This window comes from Klebsiella sp. BIGb0138 (assembly GCF_004342285.1).
Lineage (GTDB): Bacteria > Pseudomonadota > Gammaproteobacteria > Enterobacterales > Enterobacteriaceae > Klebsiella.
In genome coordinates this window covers 23,760-36,543 of the sequence record NZ_SMCV01000015.1, presented here as the reverse complement: position 1 = coordinate 36,543, position 12,784 = coordinate 23,760, and the positions used below count along the sequence as shown (strand labels likewise).

Annotated in this window: 11 protein-coding genes and 1 pseudogene; 9 read left to right on the top strand and 3 right to left on the bottom strand. The window is 56.7% G+C overall.

The window, feature by feature from the left end:
* The first annotated feature begins 58 nt into the window (after positions 1-58).
* The 4 genes from yrfG to pckA all read left to right on the top strand — a co-directional run bounded on the left by yrfG (position 59) and on the right by pckA (position 4,050).
* Entirely contained in the window at positions 59-742 is a 684-nt protein-coding gene (yrfG, locus tag EDF73_RS24580; protein WP_132731616.1) for a GMP/IMP nucleotidase, read from the top strand.
* Entirely contained in the window at positions 739-1,140 is a 402-nt protein-coding gene (hslR, locus tag EDF73_RS24575; protein WP_132731615.1) for a ribosome-associated heat shock protein Hsp15, read from the top strand. The genes yrfG and hslR overlap by 4 nt, the downstream gene beginning before the upstream one ends.
* A gap of 45 nt (positions 1,141-1,185) precedes the next feature.
* Positions 1,186-2,064 carry an Hsp33 family molecular chaperone HslO gene (gene hslO, locus EDF73_RS24570; protein ID WP_132731614.1) on the top strand — a complete coding sequence of 293 codons (879 nt, stop codon included), beginning with the start codon at positions 1,186-1,188 and terminating at the stop codon, positions 2,062-2,064.
* 363 nt (positions 2,065-2,427) lie between these two features.
* Positions 2,428-4,050 (top strand): phosphoenolpyruvate carboxykinase (ATP), encoded by a 1,623-nt coding sequence (gene pckA, locus EDF73_RS24565; RefSeq protein ID WP_132731613.1) that lies wholly within the window; start codon positions 2,428-2,430, stop codon positions 4,048-4,050.
* A gap of 111 nt (positions 4,051-4,161) precedes the next feature.
* On the opposite strand, the gene envZ is transcribed toward pckA, so the two are convergent.
* Both envZ and ompR read right to left on the bottom strand, forming a co-directional pair.
* The gene (envZ, locus tag EDF73_RS24560; RefSeq protein WP_132731612.1) at positions 4,162-5,523 is read right to left on the bottom strand and encodes a two-component system sensor histidine kinase EnvZ; all 1,362 of its coding nucleotides are present in this window, start codon (positions 5,521-5,523) and stop codon (positions 4,162-4,164) included.
* The gene (gene ompR / locus EDF73_RS24555; protein ID WP_006177890.1) at positions 5,520-6,239 is read right to left on the bottom strand and encodes a two-component system response regulator OmpR; all 720 of its coding nucleotides are present in this window, start codon (positions 6,237-6,239) and stop codon (positions 5,520-5,522) included. Before ompR ends, envZ begins: the two co-directional genes overlap by 4 nt.
* 247 nt (positions 6,240-6,486) lie before the next feature.
* Here ompR and greB point away from each other — a divergent pair, with 247 nt between their 5' ends.
* The 5 genes from greB to feoC all read left to right on the top strand — a co-directional run bounded on the left by greB (position 6,487) and on the right by feoC (position 12,617).
* Positions 6,487-6,960: a transcription elongation factor GreB gene (gene greB / locus EDF73_RS24550; protein WP_132731611.1), complete on the top strand. Its 474-nt coding sequence runs from the start codon at positions 6,487-6,489 to the stop codon at positions 6,958-6,960.
* Between the two features lie 101 nt (positions 6,961-7,061).
* Complete coding sequence (locus tag EDF73_RS24545) at positions 7,062-9,392, top strand: Tex family protein (RefSeq protein ID WP_132731610.1); 2,331 nt, start codon at positions 7,062-7,064, stop codon at positions 9,390-9,392.
* Positions 9,393-9,795: 403 nt separating this feature from the next.
* A complete protein-coding gene (gene feoA, locus EDF73_RS24540; protein ID WP_132731609.1) occupies positions 9,796-10,023 on the top strand; it encodes a ferrous iron transporter A in 228 nt (75 codons plus the stop codon).
* A gap of 29 nt (positions 10,024-10,052) precedes the next feature.
* The gene (gene feoB, locus EDF73_RS24535) at positions 10,053-12,371 is read left to right on the top strand and encodes a Fe(2+) transporter permease subunit FeoB (RefSeq protein WP_132731608.1); all 2,319 of its coding nucleotides are present in this window, start codon (positions 10,053-10,055) and stop codon (positions 12,369-12,371) included.
* Between the two features lie 9 nt (positions 12,372-12,380).
* Positions 12,381-12,617, top strand: a complete 237-nt coding sequence (gene feoC / locus EDF73_RS24530) for a [Fe-S]-dependent transcriptional repressor FeoC (RefSeq protein WP_132731677.1) — start codon at positions 12,381-12,383, stop codon at positions 12,615-12,617.
* Here the strand turns inward: feoC and EDF73_RS27540 are convergent.
* Positions 12,614-12,754, bottom strand: a pseudogene (locus tag EDF73_RS27540) (hypothetical protein); the annotation flags it as partial. The gene feoC and the pseudogene EDF73_RS27540 overlap by 4 nt on opposite strands.
* Between the last annotated feature and the right edge of the window lie 30 nt (positions 12,755-12,784).

The following is a 12,784-nucleotide window of genomic DNA, read 5'->3' as shown; positions in this document are numbered from 1 at the left end:
TCCCTGCGCGATGGGGTGTGATACCCTGTCGCGCATTTCCCCTCGCTGGAGACTCACCATGCACTTTGATATCGCCTGGCAAGAGGTTGATACCGTTCTGCTGGATATGGATGGCACCCTGCTCGACCTCGCTTTCGACAACTATTTCTGGCAAAAGCTGGTTCCGGAGACCTGGGGGGCCGCGCGTGGGCTCAACCTGCAAGAAGCCAAAGCGGCCATGCACCAGGAGTATCACGCGGTGCAGCATACGCTAAACTGGTACTGTCTGGACTACTGGAGCGAGCGTCTGAATTTGGATATTCGTGCGATGACCAGCGAGCAGGGGCCGCGAGCGGCGCTGCGTGAAGATACCGTGCCGTTTCTTGACGCGCTCAAAGCCAGCGGCAAGCGGCGCATCCTGCTGACCAACGCTCACCCGCATAACCTGGCGGTGAAGCTTAAGCATACCGGTCTCGACGCACACCTTGATTTATTGCTTTCCACCCACACATTTGGTTATCCGAAAGAAGATCAGCGCCTGTGGCGCGCGGTGGCGGATGAAACCGGCTTCGATGCGCGCAAAACGCTCTTTGTCGATGATAGTGAAGCGATCCTGGATGCCGCGGCGCAATTTGGCATCCGCTATTGCCTGGGCGTCACCAATCCGGATTCCGGGCTGGCGGAAAAAAGCTATGCCCGCCACCCCGGGCTGAACGATTACCGGCGTCTGATCCCTTCTCTGACCCCAAAGGAGAGGCCATGAAAGAACAGCCCGTCGAGGCCATCAGGCTGGACAAATGGCTTTGGGCAGCCCGCATTTATAAAACCCGTGCGCTGGCGCGCGAGATGATTGAAGGCGGTAAGGTGCACTATAACGGACAGCGCACTAAGCCGGGTAAAGTCGTCGAACCGGGCGCCACCCTGACGCTACGCCAGGGGAATGACGAACGCACCCTGTTGGTCAAAGGCATCACCGGGCAGCGCAGGCCAGCCAGCGAAGCCGTCGCCCTCTATGAAGAGACGGCAGAGAGCATTGAAAAACGCGAGAAAATGGCGCTGGCGCGCAAAATGAACGCGCTAACCATGCCGCATCCCGACAGACGTCCGGACAAGAAAGAGCGCCGCGACCTGATGAGATTTAAACACGGCGACAGTGAATAACCGCCTATACCTGTAGGCGCGCGGTTGCCCGCAAGAGAGACTATTATGACTCAACACGATCAATTACATCGTTATCTGTTTGAAAACTATGCCGTACGCGGTGAACTGGTTACCGTATCGGACACCCTGGAACAGATTCTGGCTAACCATAGCTACCCGCAGCCGGTCAAAACCGTGCTGTCTGAGCTGCTGGTGGCCACCAGCCTGCTAACCGCCACGCTGAAGTTTGCCGGCGATATCACCGTGCAGCTGCAGGGCGACGGTCCCCTGTCTCTGGCGGTGATCAACGGGACCAACCAGCAGCAGCTGCGCGGCGTAGCGCGGATTCAGGGCGACATTCCGGAAGATGCGGATCTGAAAACGCTGGTCGGTAACGGTTACCTGGTCATCACCATCTCTCCGGATGAAGGTGAGCGCTATCAGGGCGTGGTGGGTCTGGAAGGCGAAACGCTGGCCGCCTGTCTGGAAGATTACTTCCAGCGTTCTGAACAGCTGCCGACGCGTCTGGTCATTCGTACCGGCGAGCATGAAGGTAAACCGATGGCCGGCGGAATGCTGCTGCAGGTCATGCCGGCGCAAGAAACCCAGAGCGCTGATTTCGAGCATCTGGCGACCCTGACTGAGACGATCAAAGCCGAGGAGCTGTTCACCCTGTCGGCGACCGATGTCCTGTGGCGTCTGTACCACGAAGAAGAGGTGACCGTTTACGATCCGCAGAACGTGGAATTTAAATGCACCTGCTCCCGCGAGCGCTGCGCGGGTGCGCTGAAAACGCTGCCGGACGAAGAGATCGACAGCATTCTGGCCGACGAAGGTGAAATTGATATGCACTGCGATTACTGCGGCAATCATTATCTCTTCAATGCGATGGATATCGCCGAGATCCGCAATAACGCCTCTCCGGCCGATCCTCAGGTTCACTGATTTCCATGCCCGCCGGGCAACGCGGCGGAGGTTTTCTGCCTCCGCCGCGACCGGCGTCAACTATTTCCTCGCGAGATGAATCGATTTTCACTGAAAGAGTTACGTAATTTTCTTTCAAGAAAGCGATTACATTCACATTTCGGCAGTTTTTTTAATTACTTTTTAACCAATAAGAAACATCTATACCCACCAACAGCCATTTTCCTGAGATAATCGCGCATGTTTCGTGACAGGAGTCACCGTGTTTTTCGTAAGTAAGGCGTTTGTCGAGATACGTAAATCTATGAGCCTGGTCGCGGTCTGTACCCCGGAAGAACCCCTACAATTTAAAGCAGTATATATTATTGGCTAAGGAGCAGTGACATGCGCGTTAATAATGGTTTAACCCCGCAGGATCTCAAGGCTTATGGTATCAACGACGTCCAGGATATCGTTCACAATCCCAGCTTCGATACGTTGTATCACGAAGAACTCGACCCCACCCTGGAAGGGTATGAACGTGGCATACTGACCAATCTTGGCGCCATCGCCGTCGATACCGGTATTTTTACCGGTCGTTCGCCGAAAGATAAGTATATCGTTCGTGACGATACCACCCGCGATACCGTGTGGTGGTCAGATAAAGGCAATGGCAAGAACGACAATAAACCGCTCTCTCAGGAAACCTGGCAGCATCTGAAAGGACTGGTCACCCGTCAGCTCTCCGGCAAGCGTCTGTTCATCGTTGACGCGTTCTGCGGCGCAAACGCCGACACGCGGCTGAGCGTACGCTTCATTACCGAGGTGGCCTGGCAGGCGCACTTCGTCAAAAACATGTTCATCCGCCCTTCCGATGAAGAGCTGGCTCACTTTGCTCCGGACTTTATCGTCATGAACGGCGCAAAATGCACTAACCCCCAGTGGCAGGAACAGGGTCTGAACTCTGAGAACTTCGTCGCCTTCAACCTGACCGAGCGTATCCAGCTGATCGGCGGGACCTGGTACGGCGGCGAAATGAAGAAAGGAATGTTCTCGATCATGAACTACCTGCTGCCGCTGCAGGGTATTGCATCGATGCACTGCTCGGCAAACGTCGGCGAAAAAGGCGATGTTGCGGTGTTCTTCGGTCTTTCCGGTACCGGCAAAACCACTCTCTCCACCGATCCGAAACGTCGCCTGATTGGTGATGACGAGCACGGCTGGGATGACGATGGCGTCTTCAACTTCGAAGGCGGTTGCTATGCGAAGACCATTAAGCTTTCCGAAGCCGCCGAGCCTGATATCTATCACGCCATCCGCCGCGATGCGCTGCTGGAAAACGTCGTGGTTCGTCCTGACGGCAGCGTGGATTTCGACGATGGCTCGAAAACCGAGAATACCCGCGTCTCCTACCCGATCGACCATATCGAGAACATCGTTAAGCCGATTTCAAAAGCCGGCCATGCGACCAAAGTCATCTTCCTGACCGCGGATGCCTTCGGCGTGCTGCCGCCGGTATCGCGTCTGACCGCTGACCAGACGCAGTACCACTTTCTCTCCGGCTTTACCGCCAAGCTGGCCGGCACCGAGCGCGGCGTCACCGAGCCGACGCCAACCTTCTCTGCCTGCTTCGGCGCAGCCTTCCTGTCGCTACACCCGACGCAATATGCAGAAGTGCTGGTGAAACGCATGCAGGCTTCCGGGGCGCAGGCCTATCTGGTTAACACCGGCTGGAACGGCACCGGCAAACGTATCTCGATTAAAGATACGCGCGCCATCATCGACGCAATCCTCGATGGCTCACTGGACGACGCGGAAACCTTCACCCTGCCGATGTTCGATTTGCAGATTCCTGTCGAACTGCCGGGTGTGGATACGCATATTCTCGATCCGCGTAACACCTATGGTTCGCCGGAGCAGTGGCAGGAAAAAGCCGATCAGCTGGCGAAGCTGTTCGTGGAAAACTTCGAGAAATATACCGATACGCCTGCGGGCGCGGCGCTGGTTGCGGCCGGTCCGAAGCGCTAACCGACGGACGTAAAGAAAAAGCCGGGCAACGCCCGGCTTTTTTATGCCCGCCATCCCGCCGATCCGGATATCAGCGCTTGCGGCTGCGGACAGGACCGTGAAGCAGGCGGATTAACTCTCTTTACCCGGCTTCGCCGGGGTCAGCGCACGCTGGACCGGAATCGGCAGCCAGGCGCGAATCAACAGCCCACCCCGTTCGCTGGAGCCAATCTCCAGGCGGCCGTTATGGTTATCAATAATACGCTGTACAATCGCCAGCCCCAGACCGGTACCGCTGGTGCTACGGGCGCTGTCGCCGCGGACAAACGGCTGGAACAGATACTCACGCTGTTCCGGCTTAATCCCGGGGCCATCATCCTCGACCTGGAACCAGGCGCTGCTCGCTTCGCTGCCGCTGCTGACCTTAATCCAGCCGTTACCATACCGGGCGGCGTTGACCACCATATTGGCCAACGCACGCTTGATCGACAGCGGATGGATCCGCAGTGGAATCTCTCCCGCCTGCAGGTCGGTGGCAATCTCCCGCTCGTAACCGCTCTCCGCCGCGATGACTTCGCCCAATACCGAGTTCAGGTCCGCCAGCTCCATCGGCATCTCCTGCCCGGTACGCAGGTAATCAATAAACTGCTCGATGATGGCGTTACACTCTTCGATGTCTTTGTTAATCGACTCGGCGAGGTAACCATCTTCTTCCCCCATCATCTCCGTCGCCAGGCGAATACGCGTCAGCGGCGTACGCAGATCGTGGCTCACCCCGGCCATTAACAGGGTACGGTCGTCGGCCAGCTGTTTTACCCCCGCGGCCATATGATTGAAGGCCCGGGTCACCGAGCGAACCTCTGATGCCCCGTATTCCCGCAGCGGCGGCGGAATAATGCCTCGCCCGACCTGCAGCGCGGCATGTTCAAGATCGACCAGAGGCCGGTTCTGAATACGGATAAACAGCCAGGCGCCGCCAATCGCCAGCAGCATAATCGCCAGGGTATAGCGGAACAGCGGCGAGAAATCGCCCTGGTGGATTTCCGTCAGCGGCACCCGCACCCAAATATTGGGCGACAGCCAGGTTTTCAACCACACCACGGGGGAGCTTTTATTCACCTCGACCCGTACTTCGGTGGGCCCACCGAGCTGGTGCGCCATCTGCTGACTTAAAAACTCATAATGCTGCGCCCAGCGCAGGCCTGCATCTTCCGCCGCTTCATTGGAATAGAGCGAAATGCCCAGCTCGCGATAAATCTCGCGCCGAAACGCCGGCGGCACCACCAGCTGGGTGCCGTCTTCAAGCTGCAGTTTATCGGTCATCAGCATACGGACTTCGTAGGCCAGCACCTTATTAAACTGCTGAAGACTCGGCAGGATCGCAAAATTCAGCACCACCAGATAGGTCGTCACCAGGCTGACAAACAGCAAGGTGACAATCAATAACAGGGTGCGAGCAAACGAGCTGCGCGGCGAAAAGCGCACGCGTTTCATGCCTTAGCGCCGTCCGGCACGAATACGTAACCAAGCCCCCACACGGTCTGGATATAACGTGGGTGCGCCGGATCCTCTTCAACCATCCGCCGCAGGCGGGAGATTTGCACGTCAATGGAGCGCTCCATCGCCGAATATTCACGACCGCGGGCGAGGTTCATCAGCTTATCGCGGGACAGCGGCTCACGCGGGTGGCTGACCAGCGCTTTCAGAACCGCAAACTCCCCGCTGGTAAGCGGCATAGGCTCATCTTCACGGAACATCTCGCGAGTGCCGAGATTGAGTTTGAATTTACCAAAGGCAATCACCGCCTCTTCCTGCGACGGCGCGCCCGGCAGCTCATTCGCCTGACGACGCAGCACGGCACGGATACGGGCCAACAGCTCACGCGGGTTGAACGGTTTCGGGATATAGTCATCCGCGCCAATTTCGAGGCCGACGATACGGTCAACCTCCTCCCCTTTCGCCGTCACCATAATGATCGGCATCGGGTTACTCTGGCTACGCAGACGACGGCAAATGGAGAGGCCATCTTCGCCCGGCAGCATCAAATCCAGCACCATCAGGTGGAAGGACTCACGGGTCAACAGGCGGTCCATCTGTTCGGCGTTTGCGACGCTTCGAACCTGGAAGCCTTGCTCGGTCAGATAACGCTCGAGCAGCGCACGCAGGCGCATGTCGTCGTCGACAACCAGAATCTTATAATTCTCTTGCATTGTTTATACTCCCAAAGGTTCACTGCAATTGTCAGTGCGTATTCTCAAAAAAGCCCGGGTCGCCGACCAGCTAAATCTGGTATATATTCCAGGCTAAATTGTTACAAAGCATATTTAACAGCAGCTTAAGTATACATTTAATCATAAGACACATTATTTATCCTGTCGGTATTATTACGTATGACAAACCGTGCGCAACCGCACAACATCCTGCGCAATACCCGACGCTCAGAAGGTAGAACGATTAATGAAAACGCCGCTGATTACCCGTGAAGGGTATGAAAAACTGAAAAAAGAGATGGACTACTTGTGGCGTGAAGAACGTCCCGAGGTCACCAAAAAAGTGACCTGGGCCGCCAGCCTCGGCGACCGCAGCGAAAATGCCGACTATCAGTACAATAAAAAGCGCCTGCGTGAAATTGACCGCCGGGTACGCTATCTGACCAAATGCCTGGAAAACCTGAAGATCGTCGATTACTCCCCGCAGCAGGAAGGAAAAGTGTTCTTCGGCGCCTGGGTTGAAATCGAAAACGATGACGGAGATACCAGGCGCTTTCGCATTGTCGGCTACGATGAAATCTTCGGGCGCAAAGACTACATCTCCATCGACTCGCCGATGGCCCGCGCGCTGCTGAAAAAAGAGGTTGGCGATCTGGCGGTGGTCAATACGCCCGCCGGTGAAGCGAGCTGGTACGTGAATGCCATCGAATATGTGAAATAAGACGTCCGGAACAATCTGAGAGCCTCGTGCGGCGACTGGCATTTTGCCGTGCCAGTCCGTATAACTATTCCCTGATTTTCGATCCACAAGATGAAATAAACATGATGAATGATTCGCTCTGCCGCATTATTGCGGGTGAACTTCAGGCCAGGGCTGAACAGGTAGAAGCTGCCGTTCGCCTGCTTGATGAAGGGAACACCGTGCCGTTTATCGCACGCTATCGTAAAGAAGTCACCGGCGGTCTGGATGACACGCAGCTGCGTAATCTGGAAACCCGCCTCGGCTATCTGCGTGAACTGGAAGACCGCCGTCAGTCGATTCTCAAATCGATCGGCGAACAGGGCAAACTGACCGACGCGCTGGAAAAAGCGATTACCACCACGCTGAGCAAAACCGAGCTCGAAGATCTGTACCTACCGTATAAACCGAAGCGCCGCACCCGTGGGCAAATCGCTATTGAGGCCGGGCTGGAGCCGCTGGCGGATCTGCTGTGGAACGAGCCGTCCCACGAGCCGGAAGTTGAAGCCGCGAAGTTTATCGCCGCCGACAAGGGCGTCGCCGATACCAAAGCCGCTCTCGATGGCGCGCGTTACATTCTGATGGAACGTTTCGCCGAAGACGCCGCCCTGCTGGCAAAGGTTCGCGACTATCTGTGGAAGAATGCGCATCTGGTCGCCAGCGTGGTGAACGGCAAGGAAGAGGAAGGGGCAAAATTCCGCGACTACTTCGATCACCATGAGCCGATAGCCAGCGTCCCTTCACACCGCGCGCTGGCCATGTTCCGCGGCCGCAACGAAGGCATACTGCAGCTCGCCCTGAATGCCGATCCGCAGTTTGACGAGCCGCCGAAAGAGAGCTATTGCGAACAGATCATTATCAACCACCTGGGCCTGCGCCTGAACAACGCCGCGGCGGATAGCTGGCGCAAAGGGGTGGTGAGCTGGACATGGCGCATCAAGGTACTGATGCACCTGGAGACCGAGCTGATGGGCACCGTGCGTGAACGCGCGGAAGACGAAGCGATTAACGTCTTTGCCCGCAACCTGCACGACCTGCTGATGGCCGCACCTGCCGGGTTACGCGCCACCATGGGTCTCGATCCGGGGCTGCGTACCGGGGTGAAAGTCGCCGTCGTGGATGGCACCGGCAAGCTGGTCGCCACCGATACCATCTACCCGCATACCGGCCAGGCGGCTAAAGCGGCGGCGGCCGTCGCTGCGCTGTGTGAGAAACACCACGTTGAGCTGGTAGCGATCGGTAACGGTACCGCCTCACGCGAAACCGAACGCTTCTTCCTCGATGTGCAGCAGCAGTTCCCGAAAGTCACCGCGCAGAAAGTGATCGTCAGCGAAGCCGGGGCATCGGTCTACTCGGCTTCTGAACTGGCGGCCCTCGAGTTCCCGGACCTCGATGTTTCTCTGCGCGGCGCGGTGTCGATCGCGCGGCGCCTGCAGGATCCGCTGGCCGAGCTGGTCAAAATCGATCCGAAATCTATCGGCGTGGGCCAGTACCAGCACGATGTCAGCCAGACGCAGCTGGCGCGTAAGCTGGATGCGGTTGTCGAAGACTGCGTTAACGCCGTCGGCGTCGATCTGAATACCGCCTCGGTACCGTTGCTCACCCGCGTCGCGGGTCTGACGCGGATGATGGCGCAAAATATCGTCGCCTGGCGCGATGAAAACGGCCAGTTCCAGAATCGTCAGCAGCTGCTGAAAGTCAGCCGCCTCGGCCCCAAAGCCTTCGAACAGTGTGCGGGCTTCCTGCGCATCAACCACGGCGATAACCCGCTGGACGCCTCCACCGTTCACCCGGAGGCCTATCCGGTGGTGGAGCGCATTCTGGCGGCAACTGAACAGGCGTTAAAAGAGCTGATGGGCAACAGCAGCGAGCTACGCAACCTGAAAGCGGCCGACTTCACCGATGACAAATTCGGCGTACCGACCGTTTCTGACATCATCAAAGAGCTGGAAAAACCCGGCCGCGACCCGCGTCCGGAGTTTAAAACCGCGAAGTTTGCCGATGGCGTGGAAACCATGAATGACCTGCTGCCGGGCATGGTGCTGGAGGGCGCGGTCACCAATGTGACCAACTTTGGCGCCTTTGTCGATATCGGCGTCCACCAGGATGGCCTGGTGCATATTTCGTCGCTGTCGAATAAATTCGTCGAAGATCCGCATACCGTGGTCAAAGCTGGCGATATCGTGCAGGTTAAAGTCATGGAAGTCGATCTGCAGCGTAAACGTATTGCGCTGACCATGCGTCTGGATGAACAGCCCGGTGAGGGCAACGCGCGGCGCGGCGGCGGTAACGAGCGTGCGCAGGGCAACCGCCCGGCGGCGAAAGCGGCGAAACCCCGCGGGCGCGAGACGCAGGCGGGCGGCAATAGCGCGATGATGGATGCGCTGGCGGCGGCAATGGGTAAAAAACGCTAATCCTTTCTCAGCCCCTCATTACGGGGGGCTATTTTTCGCTCCCTGCAACAATAACGCCCGGACTGTTGTTATATTCCGCTAACCGGGGAATAAAATCGCGTAAATAACAGAGTGATTAAAGCTTCATTCCATTAACCAATGAAACCTTCTTTAAACATTTATTGAAATAATTAATTTCAAAATTATTCCCCCCGGCAGCACAGACCTTGAGTCATATCAAAAAAACGGTGAATTCCCGGCCAAAGCGGCTTATTTCCCGCATAATACATTGATGATAAAAACCATTCTCATTATCATTATTCGTAGTAAATATATATTCTTCTCCGTTGGCTTGACTCCCCGGTGCTGTGCGATTGCCGCACAGGGTAAACTCTCGCTCAGTTAGCGATTACAAGTAGGTCCTATGCGATTCACTCCTGATAGTGCGTGGAAAATTACGGGTTTCTCTCGCGATATTAGCCCGGCTTATCGCCAGAAACTGTTATCTCTTGGAATGCTGCCAGGCTCTTCTTTTAATGTGGTCCGCGTGGCGCCGCTTGGCGATCCTGTTCATATCGAAACCCGGCGCGTTAGCCTGGTATTACGTAAAAAAGATCTCGATTTAATAGAACTGGAAGCGGTTGCACAATAACGTCAGGTTCGGCACTCAGAGTTTGAAATATGAAAAAATTAACCATTGGTTTAATTGGTAATCCTAATTCCGGCAAGACCACATTATTCAACCAGTTGACCGGCGCTCGTCAGCGTGTAGGCAACTGGGCGGGAGTCACCGTCGAGCGCAAAGAAGGGGCTTTCACCACCACCGACCACCAGGTCACGCTGGTAGACCTGCCGGGTACCTACTCGCTGACCACCATCTCTTCCCAGACCTCGCTGGATGAGCAGATCGCCTGTCACTACATCCTCAGCGGCGATGCGGACATGCTGATTAATGTCGTCGACGCCTCTAACCTCGAGCGCAACCTCTATCTGACTCTTCAACTGCTGGAGCTGGGCATTCCCTGCATCGTGGCCTTGAATATGCTGGATATTGCCGAGAAGCAAAAAATCCGTATCGATGTTGACGCCCTTGCCGCCCGCCTTGGCTGCCCGGTTATTCCGCTGGTGTCCACCCGTGGCCGCGGGATCGAAGCCTTGAAAATGGCCGTCGATCGCCATCAGCAAAATACAACGCTCGAGCTGGTGCACTATCCGCAGCCGCTGCTGCGCGAAGCGGAAAAGCTGGCGCAGGTGATGGCTCAGGAGATCCCGCCGCGTCAGCGCTGCTGGCTGGGTCTGCAGATGCTGGAAGGCGATATCTACAGCCGCGCCTATGCCGGCGACGCCGAACATAAGCTGGATGCGGCCCTCGCCAGCCTGAGCGCCGATATTGACGATCCGGCCCTGCATATTGCCGATGCCCGCTACCAAAGTATTGCCGCCATCTGCGACGCCGTCAGCAACACGCTGACCGCAGAGCCAAGCCGCTTCACCACCGCGATGGATAAAATCATCCTTAATCGCGTCCTGGGGCTGCCTATCTTTCTGTTTGTCATGTACCTGATGTTTTTACTGGCGATCAATATCGGCGGCGCACTGCAGCCTATTTTTGACGCCGGTTCCGTCGCTATCTTTATCCACGGTATTCAGTGGCTGGGCTATACCCTGCATTTCCCGGACTGGCTGACCGTTTTTCTCGCCCAGGGGATTGGCGGCGGTATCAACACCGTGCTACCGCTGGTGCCACAAATCGGCATGATGTACCTGTTCCTCTCCTTCCTCGAAGATTCCGGCTATATGGCGCGGGCGGCCTTCGTCATGGACCGTTTGATGCAGGCGCTGGGCCTGCCGGGGAAATCTTTCGTACCGCTGATTGTCGGCTTCGGCTGCAACGTCCCGTCGGTGATGGGGGCACGGACGCTGGATGCACCGCGTGAACGTCTGATGACCATCATGATGGCGCCGTTTATGTCCTGCGGCGCGCGCCTGGCGATCTTCGCCGTCTTCGCCGCCGCTTTCTTTGGACAAAACGGAGCGCTGGCGGTTTTCTCCCTGTATCTGCTCGGCATCGTGATGGCGATCCTTACCGGCCTGATGCTTAAACACACCATCATGCGCGGCGAAGCCTCGCCGTTTGTGATGGAACTGCCGGTCTATCACGTACCGCATATCAAAAGCCTGATTATCCAGACGTGGCAACGCCTGAAAGGCTTCGTGCTGCGCGCCGGTAAAGTTATCGTGATCGTCAGTATTTTCATCAGCGCCCTGAACAGCTTCTCGCTCGGCGGCAAGCTGGTGGACAACATCAACGATTCGGCGCTGGCCTCCGTCAGCCGTCTGATTACCCCGGTGTTTAAACCGATTGGCGTGCATGAAGACAACTGGCAGGCCACCGTCGGGCTATTTACCGGCGCGATGGCAAAGGAAGTGGTCGTCGGCACGCTGAACACGCTCTATACCGCCGAAAACATTCAGAACGAAGCGTTTAATCCGCAGGAATTCCACCTCGGTGACGAACTGCTGGCCGCGGTGGATGAAACCTGGCAGAGCCTGAAAGACACCTTCAGCCTGAGCGTACTGGCTAACCCGATTGAAGCCAGCAAGGGCGATGGTGAAATGGAAACCGGCGCCATGGGCGTGATGAGCAGCAAATTCGGCAATGCCGCCGCCGCATACAGCTATCTGATTTTCGTACTGCTCTATATTCCGTGTATCTCGGTGATGGGGGCCGTCGCTCGCGAATCCAGCCGCGGCTGGATGTCATTCTCTATCCTGTGGGGGCTGAACATCGCCTATTCACTGTCGACGCTGTACTACCAAACCGTAAGCTTCAGCCAGCATCCACGCTATAGCCTGGTGTGCATTCTGGCGGTAGTGCTGTTCAACGTGGTGGTCTTTGGCCTGCTGCGTCGGGCCCGTAGCCGGGTGGACATCTCGCTGCTGGCGACGCGCAAAACCCCCTCATCCTGCTGCCAGAGCCCGGCGGGTGATTGCCACTAAGGAGTCATGATGGCGTCATTGATTGAAGTACGCGATATGCTGGCTCTGCAAGGGCGTATGGAAGCAGAGCAGCTCAGCGCCCGCCTGCATACGCCGCAGCCGCTGATCGACGCCATGCTGAGCCGTCTGGAAGCCATGGGTAAAGCGGTGCGCCTCGCGGAAGACCGGGACGGCTGTCTGTCCGGCAGTTGTAAAAGCTGCCCGGAGGGAAAAGCCTGTTTACGGGAATGGTGGGCGCTGCGCTAAGCCTGTGGAATGGGAAAACCAAAGCGGGTCCTGAGACCCGCTTTTTCGTTTTTCTTTCCGGCAATCACCACATAATAATAATACTTGCCGCCCAGCGCATCCGCCTTCTCCATCAGGTTGTTTTTACAGCTCACGGGGACGACTGAAATCATTTCCCTCCGTGGCCA